The 26,016-nt window shown below is 53.5% G+C and carries 22 protein-coding genes; 18 read left to right on the plus strand and 4 right to left on the minus strand.

The annotated features are described in order from the left end of the window. Positions 1 to 46: 46 nt before the first annotated feature. Positions 47 to 1,249 carry an acetate kinase gene (gene ackA / locus E0L21_RS03545; RefSeq protein ID WP_131406833.1) on the minus strand — a complete coding sequence of 401 codons (1,203 nt, stop codon included), beginning with the start codon at positions 1,247 to 1,249 and terminating at the stop codon, positions 47 to 49. Positions 1,250 to 1,585: 336 nt separating this feature from the next. Between ackA and yfbV the strand changes: the two genes are divergently transcribed. The 4 genes from yfbV to E0L21_RS03565 all read left to right on the plus strand — a co-directional run bounded on the left by yfbV (position 1,586) and on the right by E0L21_RS03565 (position 5,287). Next, positions 1,586 to 2,041, plus strand: a complete 456-nt coding sequence (yfbV, locus tag E0L21_RS03550) for a terminus macrodomain insulation protein YfbV (RefSeq protein WP_131406835.1) — start codon at positions 1,586 to 1,588, stop codon at positions 2,039 to 2,041. A gap of 172 nt (positions 2,042 to 2,213) precedes the next feature. After that, positions 2,214 to 2,708, plus strand: coding sequence for a YfbU family protein (locus E0L21_RS03555; RefSeq protein WP_017458605.1), 495 nt, complete (start codon positions 2,214 to 2,216; stop codon positions 2,706 to 2,708). Between the two features lie 10 nt (positions 2,709 to 2,718). Continuing rightward, positions 2,719 to 3,378 carry a sugar phosphatase gene (locus E0L21_RS03560; RefSeq protein ID WP_131406837.1) on the plus strand — a complete coding sequence of 220 codons (660 nt, stop codon included), beginning with the start codon at positions 2,719 to 2,721 and terminating at the stop codon, positions 3,376 to 3,378. A 76-nt stretch (positions 3,379 to 3,454) separates the two neighbouring features. Next, entirely contained in the window at positions 3,455 to 5,287 is a 1,833-nt protein-coding gene (locus E0L21_RS03565; protein ID WP_131406839.1) for an SLC13 family permease, read from the plus strand. A gap of 31 nt (positions 5,288 to 5,318) precedes the next feature. On the opposite strand, the gene yfbR is transcribed toward E0L21_RS03565, so the two are convergent. Then, on the minus strand, positions 5,319 to 5,918 hold the full coding sequence (gene yfbR / locus E0L21_RS03570) for a 5'-deoxynucleotidase (RefSeq protein ID WP_131406841.1): 600 nt from the start codon (positions 5,916 to 5,918) through the stop codon (positions 5,319 to 5,321). A gap of 79 nt (positions 5,919 to 5,997) precedes the next feature. Continuing rightward, positions 5,998 to 7,212, minus strand: coding sequence for a pyridoxal phosphate-dependent aminotransferase (locus tag E0L21_RS03575; protein ID WP_131406843.1), 1,215 nt, complete (start codon positions 7,210 to 7,212; stop codon positions 5,998 to 6,000). Between the two features lie 939 nt (positions 7,213 to 8,151). Here E0L21_RS03575 and lrhA point away from each other — a divergent pair. From lrhA to nuoN, 14 genes are all read left to right on the plus strand, one after another. Further along, complete coding sequence (lrhA, locus tag E0L21_RS03580; RefSeq protein ID WP_131406845.1) at positions 8,152 to 9,090, plus strand: transcriptional regulator LrhA; 939 nt, start codon at positions 8,152 to 8,154, stop codon at positions 9,088 to 9,090. Positions 9,091 to 9,715: 625 nt separating this feature from the next. Then, a complete protein-coding gene (gene nuoA / locus E0L21_RS03585) occupies positions 9,716 to 10,159 on the plus strand; it encodes an NADH-quinone oxidoreductase subunit NuoA (protein ID WP_131406847.1) in 444 nt (147 codons plus the stop codon). 15 nt (positions 10,160 to 10,174) lie between these two features. Next, positions 10,175 to 10,849 carry an NADH-quinone oxidoreductase subunit NuoB gene (gene nuoB / locus E0L21_RS03590; protein WP_131406849.1) on the plus strand — a complete coding sequence of 225 codons (675 nt, stop codon included), beginning with the start codon at positions 10,175 to 10,177 and terminating at the stop codon, positions 10,847 to 10,849. 89 nt (positions 10,850 to 10,938) lie between these two features. Then, positions 10,939 to 12,741 carry an NADH-quinone oxidoreductase subunit C/D gene (gene nuoC / locus E0L21_RS03595; RefSeq protein ID WP_131406851.1) on the plus strand — a complete coding sequence of 601 codons (1,803 nt, stop codon included), beginning with the start codon at positions 10,939 to 10,941 and terminating at the stop codon, positions 12,739 to 12,741. Positions 12,742 to 12,743: 2 nt separating this feature from the next. Next, the gene (gene nuoE / locus E0L21_RS03600; protein WP_017458597.1) at positions 12,744 to 13,244 is read left to right on the plus strand and encodes an NADH-quinone oxidoreductase subunit NuoE; all 501 of its coding nucleotides are present in this window, start codon (positions 12,744 to 12,746) and stop codon (positions 13,242 to 13,244) included. After that, positions 13,241 to 14,578 (plus strand): NADH-quinone oxidoreductase subunit NuoF, encoded by a 1,338-nt coding sequence (gene nuoF, locus E0L21_RS03605; RefSeq protein ID WP_131406853.1) that lies wholly within the window; start codon positions 13,241 to 13,243, stop codon positions 14,576 to 14,578. Before nuoE ends, nuoF begins: the two co-directional genes overlap by 4 nt. Before the next feature lie 89 nt (positions 14,579 to 14,667). Continuing rightward, the gene (gene nuoG / locus E0L21_RS03610) at positions 14,668 to 17,394 is read left to right on the plus strand and encodes an NADH-quinone oxidoreductase subunit NuoG (protein WP_131406855.1); all 2,727 of its coding nucleotides are present in this window, start codon (positions 14,668 to 14,670) and stop codon (positions 17,392 to 17,394) included. Further along, the gene (gene nuoH, locus E0L21_RS03615) at positions 17,391 to 18,368 is read left to right on the plus strand and encodes an NADH-quinone oxidoreductase subunit NuoH (protein ID WP_017458594.1); all 978 of its coding nucleotides are present in this window, start codon (positions 17,391 to 17,393) and stop codon (positions 18,366 to 18,368) included. Before nuoG ends, nuoH begins: the two co-directional genes overlap by 4 nt. A 14-nt stretch (positions 18,369 to 18,382) precedes the next feature. After that, positions 18,383 to 18,925: an NADH-quinone oxidoreductase subunit NuoI gene (gene nuoI, locus E0L21_RS03620; protein ID WP_017458593.1), complete on the plus strand. Its 543-nt coding sequence runs from the start codon at positions 18,383 to 18,385 to the stop codon at positions 18,923 to 18,925. An 11-nt stretch (positions 18,926 to 18,936) separates the two neighbouring features. Next, positions 18,937 to 19,491: an NADH-quinone oxidoreductase subunit J gene (nuoJ, locus tag E0L21_RS03625; RefSeq protein WP_131406857.1), complete on the plus strand. Its 555-nt coding sequence runs from the start codon at positions 18,937 to 18,939 to the stop codon at positions 19,489 to 19,491. Next, the gene (gene nuoK, locus E0L21_RS03630) at positions 19,488 to 19,790 is read left to right on the plus strand and encodes an NADH-quinone oxidoreductase subunit NuoK (protein ID WP_002463445.1); all 303 of its coding nucleotides are present in this window, start codon (positions 19,488 to 19,490) and stop codon (positions 19,788 to 19,790) included. The genes nuoJ and nuoK overlap by 4 nt, the downstream gene beginning before the upstream one ends. Further along, positions 19,787 to 21,628 (plus strand): NADH-quinone oxidoreductase subunit L, encoded by a 1,842-nt coding sequence (gene nuoL / locus E0L21_RS03635; protein ID WP_131406859.1) that lies wholly within the window; start codon positions 19,787 to 19,789, stop codon positions 21,626 to 21,628. The genes nuoK and nuoL overlap by 4 nt, the downstream gene beginning before the upstream one ends. 239 nt (positions 21,629 to 21,867) lie before the next feature. Then, entirely contained in the window at positions 21,868 to 23,397 is a 1,530-nt protein-coding gene (gene nuoM, locus E0L21_RS03640; protein ID WP_131406861.1) for an NADH-quinone oxidoreductase subunit M, read from the plus strand. Between the two features lie 6 nt (positions 23,398 to 23,403). Further along, positions 23,404 to 24,861: an NADH-quinone oxidoreductase subunit NuoN gene (gene nuoN, locus E0L21_RS03645; protein ID WP_131406863.1), complete on the plus strand. Its 1,458-nt coding sequence runs from the start codon at positions 23,404 to 23,406 to the stop codon at positions 24,859 to 24,861. A 74-nt stretch (positions 24,862 to 24,935) separates the two neighbouring features. On the opposite strand, the gene E0L21_RS03650 is transcribed toward nuoN, so the two are convergent. Next, on the minus strand, positions 24,936 to 25,961 hold the full coding sequence (locus E0L21_RS03650) for a chemotaxis protein (protein ID WP_131406945.1): 1,026 nt from the start codon (positions 25,959 to 25,961) through the stop codon (positions 24,936 to 24,938). Positions 25,962 to 26,016 lie beyond the last annotated feature (55 nt).

The following is a 26,016-nucleotide window of genomic DNA, read 5'->3' on the forward strand; positions in this document are numbered from 1 at the left end:
GACGGGTTACAAAACAGCACCGCCAGCGTGGGCTGGCGGTGTGGAATCAGGCAGTCAGGCGGCTCGCGTCTTGCGCGATGACCAGCTCTTCGTTTGTCGGGATAACGACAGCCGGGCGGGTGCCTTCTTTGTTGATAAAGCCAGACTTACCAAAACGGGCAGCCAGGTTACGTTCGTGATCAACTTCAAAGCCGAGAACGCCCAGTTTGCCCAGAGACAGCTCACGCACCATGGCTGCGTTTTCACCGATACCGCCAGTGAAGACAACCGCGTCCAGACGACCTTCCATCAGCGCAGTGTAAGAACCGATGTATTTCGCCAGACGGTGGCAGTAAACGTCCATTGCGCGTTTTGCGTCTTCTTTATCTTTGTAGTTGTCTTCTACATAACGGCAGTCGCTGGTGACTTCGGTCAGGCCAAGCAGGCCGGACTCTTTGGTCAGCATTTTGTTGATAGCTTCAACGCTCATGCCCAGGGTGTCATGCAGATGGAAAATGATTGCCGGATCGATATCACCAGAACGGGTACCCATTACCAGGCCTTCCAGCGGGGTCAGGCCCATGGAAGTGTCAACGCATTTGCCGTTACGGATAGCGGAAACAGAACCACCGTTGCCCAAGTGGCAGGTGATGATGTTCAGCTCTTCAACCGGTTTGTTCAGGACTTTGGCAGCTTCCTGAGTCACATAGAAATGGCTGGTGCCGTGTGCGCCGTAGCGACGAACGCCGTGCTCTTTGTACAGTTTGTACGGCAGCGCATACAGGTAGGACTCTTCCGGCATGGTGGTGTGGAACGCGGTGTCAAACACAGCCACGTTTTTGTCTTTCAGGTTCGGGAAGGATTTCAGCGCTTCGGCGATACCAATCAGATGAGCCGGGTTGTGCAGCGGTGCGAAAGAGGCTGCATCTTTGATGCCCTGAATAACGGATTCATCAATAATTACAGAGCTGGTGTATTTTTCGCCACCGTGCACGATGCGGTGACCGATTGCGGTCAGCTGTGCAGACAGTTCTGGTTTTTGTGCCAGAATAGTGTTAACGATAAAGTTCAGCGCTTCGCTGTGAGCGGCACCCGCACCTAAAGCCGCTTCTTGTTTACCGCCATCAATTTTCCACTTGATGCGTGCTTCAGGAAGGTGGAAACATTCGGCTAAACCAGAAAGGTACTCGTCACCATTAACTGCATCGATGATTGCGAATTTCAGTGAGGAGCTACCGCAGTTCAGAACCAGTACTAACTTACTCGACATGGAAGTACCTATTTATGATACGTGGCTAAAAAAGGTCAGTGAGTCGCACAGCGTAGCGCAGGTGGAGACTGACATTTATGATTAACATCATGCCGGGTTTACTTTCTGGCATGATGGAAAGAATACATAAAATTTTAAGCTATTTTGCGCAAATTTCAGGCAGTGGCATAATGAGCTTAAATTTGACGATTTAAAGATATTCGTCTAATGAACCGGTCAAGGCCGCCACAGGATACCCGATACCAGGTGGGATTGACAAAAAATTTTAACGTTGTCATTCACAGTTGTTGTTTTGCACAAATTTTTTAATTTTTATATGTGAAGTTGAGGTAAACCATGTCCACTTCAGAGAAACGACCCGTCACTTTTTTTAGTTTGTTTCGTCGGGGTCAGCACTACGCGAAGACCTGGCCTATGGAAAAACGCCTCGCTCCGATGTTCGTTGAAAACCGGGTGATCCGTGCAATGCGCTATGCCACGCGCTTTATGCCGCCAGTGGCAGTGTTTACTCTCTGCTGGCAAATTGCGCTGGGTGGCCAGCTTGGGCCAGCGGTTGCTACTGCGCTGTTTGCGCTGAGCATGCCGATGCAAGGGCTGTGGTGGTTGGGTAAGCGCTCCGTGACGCCGCTACCGCCGTCGATTCTGCACTGGTTTTATGAAGTGCGCGGCAAGCTGCAAGAGGCCGGACAGGCGCTGGCACCTGTTGAAGGCAAACCGGATTACCAGGCGCTGGCCGACACGCTTAAGCGCGCTTTTAAACAACTCGATAAAACCTTTCTTGATGATTTGTGAGTTTGAGCAAGTTTCGCAATCTCTATAAAAGAAGGCATTTTTGCGATGTCTTCTTTTTTATTTTTCATTCTGTTCTACCCAAAACCCCCGGCAAATCAAAAAAGCCGTCTTTTTCAGCAGGTAAACTCAAGGCATCTTTTTTAATGCGCCGATGTGCCACAGGAGTCGAAAGATGGAAATGACCAATGCCCAACGTCTGATCTTATCCAACCAGTACAAAATGATGACCATGATGGATCCGGCTAATGCGGAGCGTTATCGCCGTTTGCAAACCATTATTGAGCGCGGATATGGTCTGCAAATGCGCGAATTGGATCGTGAATTCGGCGAACTGAAAGAAGAAACCTGTCGCACAGTTATCGATATCATGGAGATGTATCACGCACTGCATGTCTCCTGGGCCAACCTGAAAGACACCAGCGCCATTGATGAACGCCGCGTAACTTTCCTCGGTTTTGATGCCGCAACAGAAGCGCGTTATCTCGGCTATGTACGTTTTATGGTGAACATCGAAGGCCGCTATACCCATTTCGACGCAGGAACCCACGGCTTTAACGCGCAAACTCCAATGTGGGAAAAATATCAACGCATGCTGAGCGTGTGGCACTCCTGCCCGCGCCAGTACCACCTGAGCAGCAACGAAATTAATCAGATTATCAACGCCTGAGGAGGTGAGTGTGCAGTGTAAAGGATTTCTGTTTGACCTGGATGGCACCCTCGTGAATTCGCTGCCCGCCGTGGAGCGGGCATGGTGTAACTGGGCTGACCGATTCGGTATCGCGCATGATGAAGTACTGAATTTTATCCATGGCAAACAGGCGATTACCTCGCTGCGGCATTTCTTACCGGGCAAGTCTGAAGCGGAGATTGCGGCTGAATTTACCTGGCTCGAACAGGTTGAAGCGGCGGATACCGATGGCATTACTGCGCTGCCTGGTGCGATTGCGCTACTTGAGCATTTAGATCAGTCAGCCATTCCGTGGGCGATTGTCACTTCCGGGTCTGTGCCTGTCGCTCACGCGCGCCATCGTGCAACCGGGCTGCCGACGCCAAAAGTGTTCATTACCGCTGAGCAAGTAACTCGCGGCAAGCCTGAACCTGATGCTTATTTACTCGGCGCAAATTTGCTGGGGCTAGCGCCGCAAGAGTGCGTGGTGGTGGAAGATGCGCCGGCGGGTGTCCTTTCCGGCCTTGCCGCTGGTTGCCATGTGATTGCGATAAATGTCCCTGCGGATGCGCCCCGGCTCGATGAAGTGGATTTCAGGCTTAGCACGCTTGAAGCGCTTGATGTCGCAAAACGGCCAGACGGCCTGGTGAATGTCACGCTAAAGGCCTGATCCCATGATTTAACCCCACTTTTGTGGGGTTTTTTTATGGCACTATTTCTCCACTATCAACTGACAAGGATACGTTGTGAACGGTGAACTTACCTGGGTACTGTGTCTGCTGGGCATCGCGGTGGTGCTTTTTGCAACGGGCAAAGTGCGTATGGATGCTGTTGCGCTGTTTGTCATTGTTGCCTTTGTTCTCAGTGGAACGCTGACGCTTTCCGAAGCGTTTTCTGGTTTTAGCGACCCGAACGTTGTGTTAATTGCCGCCCTGTTTATCATCGGTGATGGTCTGGTCCGTACTGGTGTGGCGACGAATATGGGGACGTGGCTGGTCAACATGGCGGGCAGTAGCGAAATCAAAATGCTGGTGCTGTTGATGGTTACCGTTGCCGGGCTGGGCGCATTTATGAGTTCGACCGGCGTGGTGGCGATCTTTATCCCGGTAGTGCTCAGTGTCTCAATGCGCATGCAGATTTCGCCGTCACGGCTGATGATGCCGCTCAGCTTCGCTGGCCTTATTAGCGGCATGATGACGCTGGTAGCGACGCCGCCGAATCTTGTCGTTAACAGCGAGTTGCTACGCGAAGGCTTTGACGGGTTCAGCTTTTTTAGCGTGACCCCTCTTGGGCTGGTGATCTTGCTGCTTGGTATTATTTATATGCTGTTAATGCGTTTCACGTTGAAAGGGGAGAGTGATGATACCGCGCGTGAGAGCTGGAAACGCCGCAGTTTTCGCGATCTTATTAAGGAATATCGTCTTGCCGGTCGGGCGCGTCGTCTGGCGATTCGCCCCGGTTCGCCAATGATTGGGCAACGGCTGGATGATTTACAACTGCGTGAACGCTATGGCGCAAATATCATCGGTGTTGAGCGCTGGCGGCGTTTTCGGCGCGTCATTGTTAACGTTAACGGGGTATCCGAATTTCGCGCCCGCGATGTGTTGCTGATTGATATGTCTGCCGCCGAAGTCGATCTGCGTGAGTTTTGTGCTGAACAACTGCTTGAGCCGATGATCCTGCGCGGCGAATACTTCTCAGACCAGGCGCTTGATGTTGGGATGGCGGAAGTGTCGTTGATCCCGGATTCCGAACTGATAGGCAAGACCGTACGCGAAATCGGTTTTCGCACTCGCTACGGCCTTAACGTTGTGGGGTTAAAACGCAATGGTGAGGTGCTGGAAGGTTCGGTGGCGAATGAAGCATTGCAACTGGGTGATGTTTTTCTGGTGGTCGGAAACTGGAAACTCATCAGCCAGCTTGGCTCGCATGGTCGCGACTTTGTGGTGCTTAACTTGCCGGTGGAAGAGAGCGCAGCATCCCCGGCGCACAGCCAGGCGCCACACGCTCTTTTCTGCCTGGTATTGATGGTTGCATTGATGCTAACCGATGAAATTCCCAATCCAGTCGCAGCGATCATAGCGTGCATGTTGATGGGCAAGTTTCGCTGTATCGATGCTGAAAGCGCTTATAAAGCGATTCACTGGCCGAGCATTATTTTGATTGTCGGCATGATGCCGTTTGCGCTGGCTTTGCAAAAAACTGGCGGTATAGATCTGGTGGTGAAAGGGTTGATGGATTTGGGCGGTGGCTACGGCCCGCACCTGATGCTGATATGCCTGTTCGTGATGTGCGCCGTGACTGGTTTATTTATCTCTAACACCGCAACCGCGGTATTGATGGCTCCGATCGCGCTGGCGGCGGCGAAATCGATGGGCGTTTCGCCTTATCCGTTCGCAATGGTCGTGGCGATGGCGGCTTCGGCAGCGTTTATGACGCCTGTTTCCTCACCGGTGAATACCCTGGTTTTAGGGCCAGGTAACTACCAGTTCAGTGATTTCGTCAAAATCGGTGCGCCGTTCACGCTGCTGGTGATGGTGGTGTGTGCACTGCTGATTCCGGTGCTGTTCCCGTTTTGACATGGCCGGGCTTTTAACCCGGCATATTGCGTTACAGCGGCGAATCCTGGCTGATTTCATCCAACGACAGATGAAAGCTCGGCACAAACACCTGCATGAAGTAATCCATTTCCGGGCTGCGGCGCGCATCGAGCGTTTTTTCCAGTCGTGATTTGGCTAACAAGAATTCGTTGTTGCCGGCGGAGAGCTCTTCCAGACATTTCAGATAAGCGCATAGGGCATCTGCCTGTTTCACGATCGATTTTTCTTCCGCGGTGTAGTGATGTTCATCGATCAGCGGCGCAAAAATATCACGCAGTTCTTCCGGCACCATCTCGACCAACTTCTGCTGGGCGATCTTCTCGATAGCTTTATATTCCTGGGCTATTTGCGAGTTGAAATATTTCACCGGCGTTGGCAAATCACCCGTCAGCACTTCTGATGCATCGTGGTACATCGCCAGGAGAGCGATACGCTCAGCATTGATCTGGCCTGCGAATTTACGGTTTTTAATTGCCGCCAGCGCGTGGGCGACCATTGCGACTTGCAGGCTATGTTCGGAGACATTCTCCGTGCGTACATTACGCATCAGTGGCCAGCGATTGATGAGTTTAAGGCGGGAAAGGTGGGCGAAAAAGTGGCTCTGACTCATGGTTAACCTTGTCTGTGACTGCGACCTGAGCCATTGTGCGCAGAGAGTGGGGGAAGATGCAAATCCTCCCCCACATCCTTTACTGGTGGTAACCTGAGAGGAATCGACCAAAACGGGTTATCGCCATTTCCAGATCGTCTTCACGCGGCAACGTCACAATACGTACGTGATCCGGCCATGGCCAGTTAAAGGCAGAGCCTTGTACCAGCAGTACTTTTTCCTGCAACAGGAAGTCGAGTACCATTTTCTGGTCGTCGTGAATATTGAAGCGTTTGGCATCGATTTTCGGGAACATATACAATGCGCCGCTTGGTTTAACGCAAGAAACACCCGGGATCTCGTTGATCAACTCCCATGCGCGATTACGCTGCTCATACAGACGCCCGCCAGGAACAATAAATTCGCTGATGCTCTGGTAGCCGCCGAGTGCAGTCTGGATCGCGTGTTGTGCCGGGACGTTGGCACACAGGCGCATCGATGCCAGCATCTCCAGCCCTTCAATATAGCCTTTCGCGTGTTTTTTCGGCCCGCTCAACACCATCCAGCCCTGACGGAAACCCGCGACCCGGTAGGTTTTCGACAGCCCATTAAAGGTGATAGTGAACAGATCCGGCGCGAGTGCGGCAATCGAGTGATGCTGCGCTTCGTCGTAAAGAATTTTGTCGTAGATTTCATCCGCAAAGATGATGAGGTTGTGCTGACGTGCGAGCTCAACGATTTCCAGCAGCAGCGCTTTTGAGTAAACCGCGCCGGTTGGGTTGTTTGGGTTGATAATGACAATCCCGCGCGTACGCGGCGTAATTTTGGCGCGAATATCGTCGAGATCGGGGAACCAGCCTGCCGACTCATCACATAAATAGTGCACCGCTTTTCCGCCGGAGAGCGAGACTGCAGCGGTCCACAGCGGGTAATCCGGTGCGGGCACCAGCATTTCGTCGCCGCTGTTAAGCAACGCCTGCATCGACTGCACGATCAACTCGGAAACACCGTTGCCAATATAGATGTCTTCCACAGTGATTTCGCGCATGCCGCGTGCCTGGTAGTGCTGCATGATGGCTTTACGCGCGGAGTAGAGCCCTTTGGAGTCGCAGTAACCTTGCGCACTGGGCAGGTTGCGGATCACATCCACCAGGATTTCATCCGGGGCCTCGAAGCCGAAAGGGGCTGGGTTGCCGATGTTGAGTTTGAGGACCTTGTTGCCTTCTTCTTCAAGACGTTTTGCTTCTTTCAGAACCGGGCCACGGATGTCGTAACAGACGTTATCTAATTTGCTGGATTTTTCGATGGAGGACATGAACCTTTGACCTTTTAGCTAGAATAGCCACTGCCTGCCGTGGAAGTGAGCACGGAACAATGTACTCCCCCGTCCGTCTATTTTGAAGGGTTAGCAGGAGAAGATTTTGTCTTAATGCTGCTGATGGTTAACGCTTTTTTAACTATTTATTGGCCTTTTTGTTTTTTATTTTTTCTGTGTTTGTTTTCTATTTTGGTTTTTAATGCTGCCTTTGTGTTTTATGCTGATATTTTTTACCGTCTAAAAGCGTTCGTTTCGTCTCGGTTTGAGGCGGTTGTGCTACGGTAGAATTCGTTTTCTGTTTCAAGCCGCGCGATGGATTACCGCCTCATTCAGCCAGGTGAAGAGGTGAGTTGGCTGTAAAAGCAATGTTAAGCATTATTAATAGTTAGTTCTTCACTTAATTAATAGCTATTTAATATTGAGAATGGGAACGATGACTATCACTAATATTAATAAGATGGTGGGGAGGTAGAAGCCATTTGTTTGCTTAAGATTATTCGCAATAATGCTTATAAATATAAAGGTTTTAGGTTAAACTCGTGGGGCAAGAAATGGAACTGACACCAAAAGCCTTGCTTTAGTTAAGGTTTATTTCTTAATTTTAGTTGATTGTTATTACTCGCTTTTAATTCTGACCAGTTATATAGGCTGGTTCTATATGGCGCAGTGCTATGTATAGCCTATGAACGTTGCACAAACATGTTTTTCTTAAAAGGAATAACTCGCTTTGGCATCTTTTATATATCTAAAAGGAATGGCAGAAGGCGAAATAAAGCCATTGAGTTCAGCTTGCGTTAGACAGCGAACTATAAACACCTGAACGACTGCCAGCTTTACCTGGTCTGCTGGATGCACTTTTTAAATGGAATTACTTAATCTTACGAGCACAGCATAAACCCGGGTCACTCCGCGCGAACGACCCGTAAGTGAAAAATTATGATAAATGCAAATCGTCCGATATTGAATCTCGACCTCGATCTGCTGAGAACTTTCGTTGCGGTCGCCGATCTAAACACATTTGCTGCGGCCGCTGCTGCGGTTTGTCGCACTCAGTCCGCCGTAAGTCAGCAAATGCAGCGGCTAGAACAATTAGTGGGAAAAGAATTATTTGCTCGTCATGGCCGCAATAAACTCTTAACTGAACATGGTATTCAGTTACTGGGATATGCGCGAAAGATCTTACGTTTCAATGACGAAGCATGCACGTCGTTAATGTTTAGTAATCTTCAGGGCGTCTTAACTATTGGCGCTTCTGATGAGTCCGCAGACACGATTTTACCGTTTTTGCTTAATCGTATTAGCTCGGTATACCCGAAGCTGGCTCTCGATGTACGAGTGAAACGCAACCCGTTTTCTGACGAACGCGAACAAGAGCATGATGTTGATCTCGTGGTGACGACTCACCGTTCCGCGCAATTTGATTGCCTGACGTTGCGCACATCGCCAACGCACTGGTACTGCTCGGCTGAATACGTGTTACAGAAGAGTGAGGCGATACCACTGGTTTTATTGGATGAACCCAGCCCATTTCGCGATATGGTCATCAATTCGCTGAATGATGCGGATATTCCCTGGCGTATGGCTTATGTCGCTTCTACGCTTTCGGCGGTGAAAGCAGCAGTAAAAGCAGGATTGGGTGTGACCGCGCGGCCAGTGGAAATGATGAGCCCCGATTTGCGCGTACTGGGTAGAGCGGAAGGGCTACCGCTGTTGCCTGATACGGAGTATTTGCTTTGCTATAACCCGCAAAGCCGCAATGAGTTGGCACAGGTGATTTTCCAGGCCATGGAACATTATCAAAACCCCTGGCATTACGGCAGCACTACTCCTGAGGGAGGAGGCGATCCGCTGATTATCGAAGGGGATTTTAGCTAACATCCCCTGCAAAATCTGGTAACAAAATGTAAGTGTAAAAATGAACCGCTGGCGGCAAAAAAGCGGTTATCGGTTCATTTTGCGCACAGATTATGAACCATAAAAACGCCATTCCTGAAAATTATTCTTTCTTTCAATAATTTAATATCACTCACAGCACGATCTCCTTTTTTCAACTATAGTCTTTCATGCCTGCTGGTCATGTTAAAAATCAAGGCGGATTGTTGCTGTTTCACTGTATGAATTAACAAAAGCGTGTCGCAGATCAAGAAAATACTCCCGTTGAGGGGGAGGAATCCTGACAAAATCCTGTCAAAATAAGCGGGTAATAAGTATAAAACCTCGCTACGGACACGATTCAACACCTGGATATTTCTTGTGAATGTTTGAAGTCGTTCAAGAAAACGGCACTAAATGTTAATGAATTGCTGCCGATGTAAACTAATGTGAGGAAACCTTTGTTAAAGTTGACAAAAGGTTATAGAAAGGAGTAAAAACCCACATCGTTTAGCTGTTTTCGTCTTTTACACAGTTAATGTGTGGTTTTTCATTCCTCCCCGTGAATCGATGTGGCGTCATCTGCCAGCAAGAGCAGAGGTAATAACGCTACCTTTTGAGTTAAGCAATGCGTATGTCAACATCCACTGAAATCATCGCTCATCACTGGGCATTCGCTATCTTTCTTATTGTCGCCATTGGCCTGTGTTGCCTGATGCTGATCGGCGGTCGGTTTTTGGGCGGTCGCGCGCACGCGAGGCACAAAAACGTTCCTTTCGAATCGGGTATCGACTCCGTCGGTTCCGCTCGCTTACGTCTATCCGCCAAGTTTTACCTGGTGGCCATGTTCTTCGTCATCTTCGATGTGGAAGCGCTCTATTTATACGCATGGTCAACCTCCATTCGCGAGAGTGGTTGGGTCGGGTTTGTCGAAGCCGCTATTTTTATATTAGTGCTGCTGGCTGGTCTGGTTTATCTGGTGCGTATTGGCGCGCTGGATTGGACGCCCGTGCGTTCGCGCCGTGAGCAAATCAACCCAGAGACTAACAGCTACACTGACAGTCAACGCTAACCGCGAGGCAATAAGATGGATTATACGCTCACCCGCATAGATCCTAACGGTGAGAACGACCGTTACCCCCTGCAGAAACAGGAGATCGTAACCGACCCCCTGGAACAAGAAATTAACCGTAGCGTTTATATGGGCAAGCTCGTAAATGCCCTGCACGATATGGTGAACTGGGGACGTAAAAACTCAATTTGGCCATATAACTTTGGCCTGTCGTGCTGTTATGTAGAGATGGTGACATCCTTTACGGCAGTGCACGACGTTGCGCGTTTTGGTGCGGAAGTGTTGCGTGCTTCTCCTCGTCAGGCAGACCTGATGGTGGTCGCGGGCACGTGCTTTACCAAAATGGCGCCGGTCATTCAGCGCCTTTACGACCAGATGCTGGAACCTAAGTGGGTTATCTCCATGGGTGCCTGTGCGAACTCTGGCGGTATGTACGATATCTATTCTGTCGTACAAGGCGTCGATAAATTTATCCCGGTGGATGTCTACATCCCTGGCTGCCCGCCGCGTCCTGAAGCCTATATGCAGGCGCTGATGCTGCTGCAGGAGTCGATTGGCAAGGAGCGTCGTCCACTCTCATGGGTGGTTGGCGATCAGGGCGTTTATCGCGCCAATATGCAGTCGGAACGCGACCGTAAACGTGGCGAGCGTATCGCCGTGACCAATCTGCGTACGCCGGACGAGATTTAATTTGCGCCTGTGGGTAATGGAAGAAACTTCGCATTTCAATAATCCAATAACGCGAAGCCATACCCAACAGTCACCACGGACCCTTTGCAATGGTGAACAATATGACCGATTTAACTGCGCAAGAAGCCGCATGGCAGACCCGGGATCATTTGGATGATCCGGTCATTGGCGAATTGCGCAACCGTTTTGGGCCGGATGCCTTTACCGTTCAAGCGACCCGCACCGGGGTGCCCGTAGTCTGGGTTAAGCGTGAGCAGTTGCTGGAAGTGGTCGATTTCTTAAAGAAATTACCAAAACCATATGTCATGCTGTTCGATCTGCACGGCATGGACGAACGTCTACGCACACACCGCGACGGTTTGCCCGCCGCGGATTTTTCCGTTTTCTACCACTTCATTTCGATCGATCGCAACCGCGACATCATGCTGAAAGTGGCGCTTGCCGAAAACGATATGCATCTGCCAACGATCACCAAACTTTTCCCGAACGCCAACTGGTACGAGCGTGAAACATGGGAAATGTTTGGCATGACCTTCGATGGCCACCCGCACCTGACGCGCATCATGATGCCGCAAACCTGGACGGGTCACCCGCTGCGTAAAGATTACCCGGCGCGCGCAACTGAATTCGATCCGTTTGAGCTGACCAAAGCCAAGCAGGATCTGGAAATGGAAGCGTTGACCTTCAAGCCGGAAGACTGGGGCATGAAACGCGGCACCGAAAATGAGGACTTTATGTTCCTCAACCTCGGCCCGAACCACCCATCTGCGCACGGTGCGTTCCGTATCATCCTGCAACTGGACGGCGAAGAGATCGTCGACTGCGTGCCGGATATCGGTTACCACCATCGTGGCGCGGAGAAAATGGGTGAGCGCCAGTCCTGGCACAGCTACATTCCTTACACCGACCGTATCGAGTATCTCGGCGGTTGCGTAAACGAAATGCCTTACGTACTGGCGGTAGAAAAACTGGCCGGTATCACCGTGCCGGATCGCGTCAACGTGATCCGCGTGATGCTGTCTGAACTGTTCCGTATCAACAGCCACCTGCTCTATATCTCAACTTTTATTCAGGACGTAGGCGCAATGACGCCGGTGTTCTTCGCCTTTACCGATCGTCAGAAAATCTACGATCTGGTGGAAGCGATCACCGGTTTCCGTATGCACCCGGCCTGGTTCCGCATTGGCGGCGTGGCGCACGATCTGCCGCGCGGTTGGGATCGTCTGCTGCGCGAGTTCCTCGACTGGATGCCAAAACGTCTGGCCTCTTACGAGAAAGCGGCGCTGCGCAACACCATTCTGAAAGGCCGCTCTCAGGGCGTTGCCGCTTACAACGCAAAAGAAGCGCTGGAGTGGGGCACGACCGGTGCAGGCCTGCGTGCGACCGGCATTAATTTTGACGTGCGTAAAGCGCGTCCGTACTCCGGTTACGAGAACTTCGACTTTGAGATCCCGGTTGGCGGTGGCGTGAGTGACTGCTACACCCGCGTGATGCTGAAAGTTGAAGAGCTGCGCCAGAGCCTGCGCATTCTTGAGCAGTGCCTCAACAACATGCCGGAAGGCCCGTTCAAAGCGGATCACCCGCTGACAACGCCGCCGCCGAAAGAGCGCACGCTGCAACATATCGAAACCCTGATTACTCACTTCCTGCAAGTGTCGTGGGGCCCGGTAATGCCGGCCAACGAATCCTTCCAGATGATTGAAGCAACCAAGGGTATTAACAGTTACTACCTGACCAGCGACGGCAGCACCATGAGCTACCGTACCCGCGTTCGTACCCCGAGTTTTGCGCACCTGCAGCAAATCCCGTCGGCCATCCGCGGCAGCCTGGTATCAGACTTGATTGTCTATCTGGGTAGTATCGATTTTGTTATGTCAGATGTGGATCGCTAATTATGCACGAGAATCAACAACCACAAACCGAGGCTTTTGAGCTGAGTGCGGCAGAGCGTGAGGCAATTGAGCACGAGAAGCACCACTACGAAGACCCGCGTGCGGCGTCCATTGAAGCGCTGAAGATAGTTCAGAAACAGCGTGGTTGGGTGCCGGACGGCGCAATTTACGCCATCGCTGACGTGCTGGGCATTCCGGCGAGCGATGTCGAAGGCGTGGCAACATTCTACAGCCAGATCTTCCGCCAGCCGGTTGGTCGCCATGTTATTCGCTATTGCGACAGCGTGGTTTGCCATATCACTGGCTATCAGGGCATTCAATCGGCGATTGAAAGCCATCTGAAGATCAAACCGGGCCAGACAACGTTTGACGGTCGCTTTACGCTGCTGCCGACTTGCTGTCTGGGTAACTGCGATAAAGGCCCGAACATGATGATTGATGAGGACACTCACAGCCATCTGACGCCGGACGCGATCCCTGATTTGCTGGAGCGGTATAAATGAAAACAGTTATCCGTACTCCTGAAACGCATCCGCTGACCTGGCGTCTGCGCGATGACAAACAGCCGGTCTGGCTCGAAGAGTACCAGAGCAAAAACGGTTATGCCGGTGCGCGCAAAGCGCTGACCGGCATGGCACCGGATGAGATTGTCAATGCGGTGAAAGATTCGGGTCTGAAAGGTCGCGGCGGCGCGGGCTTCTCCACGGGTCTGAAGTGGAGCCTGATGCCGAAAGACGAATCCATGAACATCCGTTACCTGCTGTGTAACGCCGATGAAATGGAACCGGGCACCTACAAAGACCGCTTGCTGATGGAGCAACTGCCGCACCTGCTGGTAGAAGGGATGCTGATTTCGGCCTTCGCGCTGAAAGCCTACCGTGGCTACATCTTCCTGCGCGGCGAATATATTGAGGCGGCGGTGCATCTGCGCCGCGCGATTGCTGAAGCAACCGAAGCCGGTTTGCTTGGCAAGAATATTCTTGGCAGCGGCTTCGACTTCGAACTGTTTGTACATACTGGCGCGGGTCGTTATATCTGCGGCGAAGAAACGGCGCTGATTAACTCGCTGGAAGGCCGTCGTGCTAACCCGCGTTCCAAACCGCCATTCCCGGCAAGCTCCGGGGCATGGGGTAAACCGACGTGTGTCAACAACGTCGAAACCCTGTGTAACGTCCCGGCGATCCTGGCGAACGGTGTTGAGTGGTATCAGAACATTTCGACCAGCAAAGATGCGGGCACCAAACTGATGGGCTTCTCCGGACGCGTGAAGAATCCGGGTCTGTGGGAGCTGCCGTTTGGTACCACCGCGCGTGAAATCCTTGAGGATTACGCGGGTGGTATGCGCGATGGGCTGAAATTTAAAGCCTGGCAGCCGGGCGGGGCAGGGACCGATTTCCTGACCGAAGCGCATCTCGATTTGCCGATGGAGTTTGAAAGCATCGGTAAAGCAGGTAGCCGTCTCGGTACTGCGCTGGCGATGGCCGTTGACCATGAAATTGGCATGGTGCCGCTGGTGCGCAACCTGGAAGAGTTCTTCGCCCGCGAGTCCTGCGGCTGGTGTACGCCATGTCGTGATGGTTTGCCGTGGAGCGTGAAAATCCTGCGTGCGCTGGAGCGTGGTGAAGGCCAGCCTGGAGATATCGAGACACTTGAGCAACTGTGTCGACAACTCGGGCCGGGTAAAACCTTCTGCGCGCATGCGCCAGGTGCGGTTGAACCGTTACAGAGCGCGATTAAATACTTCCGCGAAGAGTTCGAAGCGGGCATTAAACAGCTATTCAGCAATACCCATGCAATTGGCGGTATCCAGCCAAACTTGCTGAAAGCGCGCTGGTAATGGTTCTTCCTTCATCGCGCTGATGAGGGGACGCGAACAGAATTTTGATTAACTCTTAGTCGCTGACTGAGACAACTGGAAGCATGCTAATGGCTACTATTCATGTAGACGGCAAAGAATACGAGGTAAACGGAGCAGACAACCTTCTTGAGGCATGTCTCTCTTTAGGCCTTGATATTCCTTATTTTTGCTGGCATCCGGCGCTGGGGAGCGTGGGTGCGTGCCGCCAGTGTGCGGTGAAGCAATATCAAAACGCGGAAGACACGCGTGGCCGCCTGGTGATGTCCTGTATGACACCGGCATCCGACGGTACTTTTATCTCTATTGATGACGACGAAGCGAAGCAGTTCCGTGAAAGCGTGGTCGAGTGGTTGATGACCAACCACCCGCACGACTGCCCGGTCTGCGAAGAAGGGGGCAACTGCCACCTGCAGGATATGACCGTGATGACCGGTCACAGCTTCCGTCGCTATCGTTTCACCAAACGTACGCACCGTAATCAGGATCTCGGTCCGTTCATTTCCCACGAAATGAACCGCTGTATCGCGTGTTACCGCTGCGTGCGTTACTACAAAGACTACGCCGATGGCACGGATCTTGGCGTTTATGGCGCGCACGACAACGTCTATTTCGGTCGCCCGGAAGACGGCGTGCTTGAGAGCGAGTTCTCCGGCAACCTGGTAGAAATCTGCCCGACCGGCGTTTTCACCGATAAAACCCACTCCGAGCGCTATAACCGTAAGTGGGATATGCAGTTCGCGCCGAGCATCTGCCAGCAGTGTTCACTGGGTTGTAACACCAGCCCTGGCGAACGTTATGGTGAACTGCGCCGCATTGAAAACCGTTACAACGGCACCGTTAACCACTACTTCCTTTGCGACCGTGGTCGTTTCGGCTACGGCTACGTCAACCTGAAAGACAGACCGCGTCAGCCGGTTCAACGCCGTGGCGACGATCTGATCACTCTCAACGCCGAGCAGGCGATGCAGGGCGCAGCGGACATTCTGCGTCAGTCGAAGAAGGTGATTGGTATCGGTTCTCCGCGTGCAAGCGTCGAGAGTAACTTCGCGCTGCGTGCATTAGTTGGCGCGGAAAACTTCTATACCGGCATCGCCAAAGGTGAGCAGGAACGTCTTGAGCTGGCGCTAAAAGTGCTGCGCGAAGGCGGCATCCACACTCCGGCGCTGCGTGAAATTGAATCCTACGACGCGGTGCTGATCCTCGGGGAAGATATCACCCAGACCGGCGCGCGCGTCTCGCTGGCGGTTCGCCAGGCGGTGAAAGGCAAAGCGCGTGAAATGGCGGCGGCGCAGAAAGTTGCCGACTGGCAGATAGCAGCGATCATGAACATTGGTCAGCGTGCTAAACATCCGCTCTTCGTCACCAACATCGATAGCACCCGTCTGGACGATATCGCCGCGTGGACCTACTGCGCACCGGTAGAAGACCAGGCTCGCTTAGGTTTCGCCATCGCGCATGCGCTGGACGATGCTTCCCCTGCGGTTGATGGTCTGAGCAACGATCTGAAAAGCAAAGTGGATGTGATTGTTCAGGCCCTGGCCGGGGCGAAAAAACCGCTGATTATCTCTGGAACTAACGCCGGGAGCACGGCGGTGATTCAGGCGGCGGCAAACGTCGCGAAAGCGCTGAAAGGCCGCGGTTCCGATGTCGGCATCACCATGATTGCTCGTTCGGTGAACAGCATGGGGCTGGGGCTTATCGGCGGCGGTAGCCTCGATGATGCGCTGGCTGAGCTGGAAAGCGGCAGTGCTGACGCCGTTGTCGTGCTGGAAAACGATCTGCATCGTCACGCTTCTGCTGCCCGCGTTGACGCGGCGCTGGCGAAAGCGCCGCTGGTGCTGGTGGTTGATCATCAGCGCACCGCCATTATGGACAGCGCTCATCTGGTGCTCTCCGCCGCCAGCTTTGCTGAAAGCGATGGTACGGTTATCAACAACGAAGGCCGCGCGCAGCGCTTCTTCCAGGTTTACGATCCGACCTACTACGACAGCAAAACCCTGATGCTGGAAAGCTGGCGCTGGCTGCACTCGCTGCACAGCACCGTGCAAAACCGCGAAGTGGACTGGACGCAGCTTGATCACGTGATCGATGCGGCCGTTGAAGCACTGCCGCAACTGGCCGGTATTAAAGATGCCGCGCCGGATGCCAGCTTCCGCATTCGTGGCCAGAAGCTGGCGCGTGAACCGCACCGCTACAGTGGACGCACCGCGATGCGCGCCAATATCAGTGTGCACGAACCGCGTCAGCCGCAGGACAAAGACACCATGTTCGCCTTCTCAATGGAAGGGAACAACCAGCCGTCTGCGCCACGTTCACAAATTCCATTTGCATGGGCGCCGGGCTGGAACTCCCCGCAGGCCTGGAACAAATTCCAGGACGAAGTGGGTGGTCACCTGCGTCACGGCGATCCGGGTGTACGCTTGATTGAAGCGTCTGAAAGTGGTCTTGATTACTTCACTACCGTACCGGGCGCGTTCGAAGCGCAGGACGGCAAATGGCGTATCGCGCCTTACTATCACCTGTTTGGCAGTGACGAATTGTCACAGCGTGCTCCGGTCTTCCAGAGCCGCATGCCGCAGCCATACATCAAACTGAATCCGACCGATGCCGCAAAGCTTGGCGTTAACGCAGGCGCGCATATCTCCTTCACTTACGAAGGGCAGACTATCAGCCTGCCGTTGCAGGTTTCTGAAGGTCTGGCGGCAGGGCAGGTTGGTCTGCCGATGGGGATGCCGGGCATTGCGCCGGTACTGGCTGGAGCACGTCTTGAAAATCTGCAGGAGGCGCAAGCATGAGCTGGTTAACACCGGATGTTATCGACATTCTGTTAAGCATTCTGAAAGCGGTCGTCATTCTGCTGGTGGTGGTCACCTGCGGTGCGTTCATGAGCTTTGGTGAGCGTCGTCTGCTCGGTCTGTTCCAGAACCGTTACGGGCCGAACCGCGTAGGCTGGGGTGGTTCACTCCAGCTCGTGGCGGACATGATCAAGATGTTCTTTAAAGAGGACTGGATCCCGCGCTTTTCTGACCGCGTGATTTTCACTCTTGCGCCAATGATTGCTTTTACCTCGCTGCTGTTAGCGTTTGCCATTGTGCCGGTCAGCCCTACCTGGGTGGTGGCCGACCTCAATATCGGGATCCTGTTCTTCCTGATGATGGCGGGTCTGGCGGTTTACGCGGTGTTGTTCGCAGGCTGGTCGAGTAACAACAAATACTCGTTGCTCGGTGCGATGCGTGCTTCCGCGCAGACCCTGAGCTATGAAGTGTTCCTCGGGCTTTCCTTGATGGGCGTGGTTGCGCAGGCCGGTTCATTCAATATGACCGACATCGTCAACAACCAGGCCGGTTTATGGAACGTTATTCCGCAGTTCTTCGGTTTTGTGACTTTCGCTATCGCAGGCGTTGCGGTGTGTCACCGTCACCCGTTTGACCAGCCGGAAGCGGAACAGGAACTGGCGGATGGTTACCACATCGAATACTCCGGTATGAAGTTCGGCCTGTTCTTCGTCGGGGAATACATCGGTATCGTCACCATTTCCGCGCTGATGGTCACCCTGTTCTTCGGTGGCTGGCAAGGGCCGTTGTTACCGCCATTCATTTGGTTCGCGCTGAAAACGGCGTTCTTTATGATGATGTTCATTTTGATCCGCGCCGCGCTGCCGCGTCCGCGTTATGACCAGGTGATGTCTTTCGGCTGGAAAGTCTGCCTGCCATTGACGCTGATTAACTTGCTGGGAACGGCGGCTGTCATTCTCTGGCAAGCGCAATAAGGGGTGAAAAGACCATGACTTTAAAAGAATTACTCGTGGGCTTCGGCACCCAGGTCCGTAGCATCTGGATGATTGGCCTGCATGCGTTCGCCAAACGTGAAACACGTATGTACCCGGAAGAGCCGGTCTATCTGCCACCGCGCTACCGTGGGCGCATCGTGTTGACGCGCGATCCGGACGGTTCCGAGCGCTGCGTTGCCTGTAACCTGTGTGCGGTAGCCTGCCCTGTCGGCTGTATCTCGCTGCAAAAAGCTGAGATGCAGGATGGTCGCTGGTACCCGGAATTTTTCCGTATCAACTTCTCACGCTGCATTTTCTGCGGTCTGTGCGAAGAAGCGTGCCCGACAACGGCAATTCAGCTCACTCCGGATTTCGAGATGGGCGAATACAAACGTCAGGATCTGGTGTACGAAAAAGAGGATCTGCTGATCTCCGGTCCGGGCAAATACCCGGAATATAACTTCTACCGGATGGCAGGTATGGCAATCGACGGCAAAGATAAAGGCGAAGCGGAAAATGAAGCCAAGCCTATCGACGTCAAGGGCCTGTTACCGTAAGGAGAGGGGCAATGGAGTTCGCTTTTTATATCTGTGGCCTGGTCGCCATCCTGACGACGGTACGCGTGATTACGCATACCAACCCGGTACACGCGTTGCTGTATCTGATTGTGTCTCTGCTGGCCATTGCCGGTGTCTTCTTTTCGCTCGGCGCGTATTTCGCCGGGGCGCTGGAAATCATCGTCTACGCCGGTGCCATCATGGTGCTGTTTGTGTTCGTGGTGATGATGCTGAACCTCGGCAATACTGTCGTTGAGCAGGAACGCAATTGGTTGTCGCCGCAAATCTGGATTGGCCCGGCGCTGCTCTCCGCAGTGCTACTGGTGGTAATGATTTACGCCATCCTTGGGGTTAACGACCAGGGCATTGAAGGTACGGCGATTGGCGCGAAAGCGGTTGGCATTACGCTGTTTGGTCCTTACGTCTTGGCGGTGGAACTGGCTTCCATGCTGCTGTTGGCTGGGCTGGTTGTGGCCTTCCATCTGGGTCGTGAAGACCGAGCTGGCGAAGTGCTGAGCAATCGCACGGAAGACCGCGCGAAAAGAAAAACGGAGGAGCACGCATGATCCCGTTGCAACATGGATTGATCCTCGCTGCGATTTTGTTTGTTTTGGGGCTGACCGGTCTGGTTATCCGCCGCAACCTGCTGTTTATGCTGATTGGGCTGGAAATCATGATTAACGCCGCCGCGCTGGCCTTTGTGGTCGCGGGCAGCTATTGGGGTCAGACCGACGGACAGGTGATGTACATTCTCGCCATTAGCCTCGCGGCTGCCGAAGCGAGCATTGGCCTGGCGTTGCTGCTGCAACTCCATCGTCGCCGCCAGAATCTGAATATCGATTCAGTAAGTGAGATGCGTGGATGAACATGCTCGCCTTAACCATTATTTTTCCTTTTATTGGCTTTGTGCTGCTGGCGTTTTCCCGTGGCCGCTGGTCGGAAAACGTTTCCGCAACCGTAGGTATGGGCTCGATTGGTCTGGCGGCGCTGGTCAGCGCGTATGCAGGCGTTGATTTCTTCAATAACGGCCAGCAACCTTTCGTGCAACCGCTGTGGACGTGGATGGCGGTCGGTGATTTCAACATCGGCTTCAATCTGGTGCTGGACGGCCTTTCATTGACCATGCTTTCGGTGGTTACGGGTGTCGGCTTCCTGATCCATATGTTTGCCTCCTGGTATATGCGCGGTGAAGAGGGTTACTCCCGCTTCTTCGCCTACACCAACCTGTTTATTGCCAGCATGGTGGTTCTGGTGCTGGGAGATAACCTGCTGCTGATGTACCTCGGCTGGGAAGGCGTGGGTCTGTGCTCCTATCTGTTGATTGGTTTCTACTATACCGATCCGAAGAATGGCGCAGCGGCGATGAAAGCGTTCGTCGTGACCCGCGTGGGTGATGTGTTCCTCGCTTTCGCGCTGTTCATTCTTTACAACGAGCTGGGCACGCTGAACTTCCGCGAAATGGTTGAACTGGCACCGCAGCACTTCGCCAACGGCAATAACATGCTGATGTGGGCGACGCTGATGCTGCTGGGTGGTGCGGTCGGTAAATCCGCGCAACTGCCGTTGCAGACTTGGCTTGCCGATGCGATGGCTGGTCCGACCCCGGTTTCTGCACTGATCCACGCTGCAACGATGGTCACCGCCGGTGTCTACCTGATTGCACGTACGCACGGCTTGTTCCTGCTGACGCCGGAAGTGCTGCATCTGGTCGGGATTGTTGGTGCGGTAACGCTGCTGATGGCCGGTTTCGCCGCGCTGGTGCAAACCGATATCAAACGTGTGCTGGCTTACTCCACCATGAGCCAGATTGGTTACATGTTCCTGGCGTTGGGTGTACAGGCGTGGGATGCGGCGATTTTCCACCTGATGACGCACGCATTCTTTAAAGCGCTGCTGTTCCTGTCATCCGGTTCAGTGATCCTCGCGTGTCATCACGAGCAGAACATTTTCAAAATGGGCGGCCTGCGTAAGTCGATTCCGCTGGTGTACGCTTGCTTCCTGGTAGGCGGCGCGGCGCTGTCAGCGTTGCCGATGATCACAGCGGGCTTCTTCAGTAAGGACGAAATCCTTGCCGGTGCGGTAGCGAATGGTCATATCAATCTGATGATTGCCGGCCTGGTCGGTGCCTTTATGACATCGCTCTACACCTTCCGTCTGATTTTCATTGTCTTCCACGGAAAAGAACAAATCCACGCGCACGCAGGGAAGGGGATTACCCATCATCTGCCGCTGATCGTGCTGCTGGTGCTGTCTACTTTTGTTGGCGCGATGATCGTGCCGCCGCTGAAAGGCGTGCTGCCGGAAACCACCGAGCTTGCGCACAGTAGCGTGGTGATGCTGGAAGTGGCATCCGGCGCGGTAGCGATTATCGGTATCCTGCTGGCAGCATGGCTGTGGCTGGGTAAACGCACGCTGGTGCATTCAATTGCCAATAGCGCAACGGGGCGTTTCTTCGGTACCTGGTGGTTCAATGCCTGGGGCTTCGACTGGCTGTATGATCGCGTCTTTGTGAAGCCATACCTCGGTATTGCATGGCTGCTGAAGAGCGATCCGCTGAATGCGCTGATGAACATCCCAGCGATCCTTTCCCGCTTCGCAGGCAAAGGTCTGCTGTTTAGCGAGAACGGTTACCTGCGCTGGTATGTGGCATCCATGAGCATTGGCGCGGTTGTCGTGCTGGCACTGTTGATGGTATTGCGCTGAGTTTGTCGGCGGGCTAAGTGCGCTGCGCTTATCCGGCCTGCAAACGGAAAGAGAATTTTTAGAAATTCGTTGAAAATCTGGTCCGAATGGACAGGCGTTATCGGCGAAGTCAGAGTGGACACCGCCTGCGCAGAGCAACCGGAGCGTACAGATGTACGTGAGGATTGCGAGCACAGCCGGGGTTCACTGTGACGAGCAAGATAGCCTGAGGCGGACTTAAACAAGGAACAAAAATCGCCATGTTACTACCCTGGCTAATTCTGATTCCCTTTATCGGCGGCTTCCTCTGCTGGCAGACCGAGCGCTTCGGCGTGAAAGTGCCGCGTTGGATCGCGTTGATCACCATGGGACTGACGCTGGCGCTTTCTCTGCAACTCTGGTTGCAGGGCGGCTATTCTCTGACGCAAGCCTCCGGCCTTCCGCAGTGGCAGGAAACGTTCAAGCATGACTGGATCCCGCGCTTTGGCATTAGCATTCATCTGGCGATGGATGGTTTGTCGCTGTTGATGGTCGTGCTGACTGGTTTCCTCGGCGTGCTGGCGGTGCTCTGCTCCTGGCGTGAAATCGAGAAATATCAGGGCTTCTTCCACCTGAACCTGATGTGGATCCTCGGCGGCGTTATCGGCGTGTTCCTTGCCATCGACATGTTCCTGTTCTTCTTCTTCTGGGAAATGATGCTGGTGCCGATGTACTTCCTGATCGCGCTATGGGGCCACAAAGCCTCCGACGGGAAGACGCGTATTACCGCGGCGACCAAGTTCTTCATTTATACCCAGGCGAGCGGTCTGGTCATGCTGATTGCCATCCTGGCGCTGGTGCTGGTGCACTACAACGCGACAGGCGTATGGACTTTCGCTTACGAAGATCTGTTGAAGACGCCGATGTCCGGCAATGTCGAATATCTGTTGATGCTCGGTTTCTTCATCGCCTATGCGGTAAAAATGCCGGTGGTGCCGCTGCACGGTTGGTTACCGGACGCTCACTCACAGGCTCCGACCGCCGGTTCTGTTGACCTCGCGGGGATCTTGTTGAAAACCGCTGCTTACGGTCTGCTGCGCTTCTCGCTGCCGCTGTTTCCGAATGCGTCGGCAGAGTTTGCGCCTATCGCCATGTGGCTTGGCGTGATTGGTATCTTCTACGGCGCGTGGATGGCATTCACTCAGACCGATATCAAACGTCTGATCGCGTACACCTCTGTGTCTCACATGGGCTTTGTACTGATTGCTATCTACACCGGCAGCCAGCTTGCTTACCAGGGTGCAGTGATTCAGATGATTGCCCACGGTCTTTCTGCTGCGGGGCTGTTTATTCTGTGCGGTCAGCTTTACGAACGTCTGCATACGCGCGATATGCGTATGATGGGCGGTTTGTGGAGCAAAATTAAGTGGCTGCCAGCGCTGTCGATGTTCTTTGCCGTCGCAACGCTTGGGATGCCGGGTACCGGTAACTTCGTGGGTGAATTCATGATCCTCTTCGGCAGCTATCAGGTTGTGCCGACGATCACGGTGATTTCCACCTTCGGCCTGGTATTTGCGTCGGTGTACTCGCTGGCGATGCTGCATCGTGCTTACTTCGGCAAGGCGAAAAGCGAACTCGCCAACCAGGAACTGCGGGGTCTGTCGCTGCGCGAGCTGTTTATGATTCTGATCCTGGTTGTGCTTCTGGTACTGCTTGGCTTCTATCCGCAGCCGATTCTGGATACATCGCACGCCGCGATGGGCAATATCCAGCAGTGGTTTGTTAATTCTGTTACTACTACAAGGCCGTAAATCGCCATGACGATAACTCCACAACACCTGATTGCGCTGCTGCCGCTGCTAATCGTCGGATTGACGGTGGTGGTTGTGATGCTCTCCATTGCGTGGCGACGCAACCATTTTCTCAATGCCACGCTGTCGGTCATTGGCCTGAACGTCGCGCTGCTCTCTTTGTGGTTCGTCGGCCAGGCTGGGGCGATGGATGTCACCCCGCTGATGCGTGTCGACGGCTACGCCATGCTTTACACCGGGCTGGTGCTGTTGGCGAGCCTCGCCACCTGCACGTTTGCCTATCCGTGGCTGGAAGGGTACAGCGATAACAAAGAAGAGTTTTATCTGCTGGTACTGATTGCCGCGCTCGGCGGCATTCTGCTGGCGAACGCGAATCACATGGCGGCGCTGTTCCTCGGTATTGAACTGATTTCTCTGCCGCTGTTCGGGCTGGTAGGCTACGCCTTCCGCCAGAAACGCTCGCTGGAAGCCAGTATCAAATACACCATTTTGTCCGCTGCCGCCTCCTCGTTCCTGCTGTTCGGTATTGCGCTGGTTTATGCGCAAACCGGCAACCTGGCGTTTGTGGCGATCGGTAAAAGCCTGGGCGAAGGCATGTTGCATGAACCGCTGCTGTTGGCGGGTCTGGGCATGATGATTGTCGGTCTTGGCTTTAAACTCTCGCTGGTGCCGTTCCATCTGTGGACGCCAGACGTTTACCAGGGTGCACCGGCGCCGGTTTCCACTTTCCTGGCCACCGCCAGTAAAATCGCCATCTTTGGCGTGCTGATGCGTCTGTTCCTGTACGCACCGGTAGGTGAAAGCGAAGCAGTTCGTGTGGTTCTGGGTATCATCGCCTTCGCCTCCATCATCTTCGGTAACCTGATGGCGCTGAGCCAGACCAACATTAAACGTCTGCTGGGCTTCTCGTCTATTTCGCACCTGGGTTATCTGCTGGTGGCGCTGATTGCGCTACAAGGTGGCCAGATGTCGATGGAATCCGTCGGGGTTTACCTGGCCGGTTATCTGTTCAGCAGCCTTGGCGCGTTTGGTGTGGTCAGCCTGATGTCCAGCCCGTATCGTGGCCCGGATGCAGAGTCGCTCTACTCCTACCGTGGTTTGTTCTGGCACCGTCCGATCCTGTCTGCGGTAATGACCGTGATGATGCTGTCGCTGGCGGGTATTCCGATGACGCTGGGCTTTATCGGTAAGTTCTACATTCTGGCGGTCGGTGTTGAAGCGCACTTGTGGTGGCTGACTGCCGCCGTGGTTCTTGGCTCGGCAATTGGTTTGTACTATTACCTGCGCGTGGCGGTGAGTCTCTACCTGAACGCACCGCAGCAGTTGAACCGCGATGCACCGTCTAACTGGGCTTATAGCGCAGGCGGGATCGTGGTGCTTATCTCCGCCCTGCTGGTGCTGCTGTTAGGTATCTATCCGCAGCCGCTGATCAGCATCGTTCAACTGGCGATGCCGATGATGTAAGCCTGGAAACAGGTAAAGAAAAACCGCCGATATCGGCGGTTTTTTTATGGACTAACGAGATAAACAGCGAATGATTATTTCGCCAGCAGCGGGGTGGAATTCACCTGGTGGTGGCTAATCAGCGGGCCGCGAATATTATTCGCAGCGCGATCCAGCACTTCCTGAATCACGGAAGAGAGTTCGTTAATCTCGAATTTCGCCACATAACCGTCTGCTTGCACTTTACGTACGTGATCTTCGTTAGCGCTACCGGAGAGCGACGAGTGGATCACCACCGGGATGTTTTTCAAACGCGGATCGGTTTTGATAAGACGCGTTAAGGTAAAACCATCCATCTCTGGCATCTCCAGGTCGGTCAGCACCATAGAGATCTTATCACTCACTGGAACGCCTTCAGAATCGGCCTGTTGCGCCAGCAACTGGATTTTTTCCCATGCGTCTTTGCCGGTGATATGCATCGCATTCGGGATCTGCATCGCGTTGAGGCCTTTTTCCAGCATGGCGCGCGCCACTTTGGAGTCTTCCGCCACAATGGCAACAGAACCCGGCTTCAGGTTGAATTTCTTGTCCGGCACATGCTCGCCGTGGACGTCATGATCCGCAGGCACGATGTCATACAGGATCTGCTCAACATCCAGCACCATCGCCAGGTTGTTGGTATCCTTGTCGTCATCCAGGCAGGCAATACTGGTGATGTAGCGACCATTGATCGCTTTTTCGGCCGTGTGCACCTGTTTCCAGTCCAGGCGGGTAATATTTTCCACGGACTCAACGGCAAATGCCTGCACGCTACGGGCATATTCCGTAATCAGTAAGATATTCAGGCCGCTTGCAGGTTTACAGCCCGCCACCGCAGCGAGGTCAATTACCGGGATAACTTGATCGCGGATATTGACCATCCCCATTAGTGGCGCTTTCATCCCTGCGGGACGGGTAAAGGTGGGCATCGGTACGATTTCGCGTAGCTTAAACACGTTGATGCCAAATAACTCGGATTTGGTGGCATCTAACGATGTGCCAAGGCGAAACAGCAACAGCTCAAACCGGTTCGACAGAGTAAGATTCGCCCTGTCATCGATGTCTTTCTGGAAATTGTCCATCATGCCCTCAAATAGGAAATGCCTGCGTATATCTATTATCGGCATGGTGGAGAAA

The organism is Kosakonia quasisacchari (assembly GCF_004331415.1).
Lineage (GTDB): Bacteria > Pseudomonadota > Gammaproteobacteria > Enterobacterales > Enterobacteriaceae > Kosakonia > Kosakonia quasisacchari.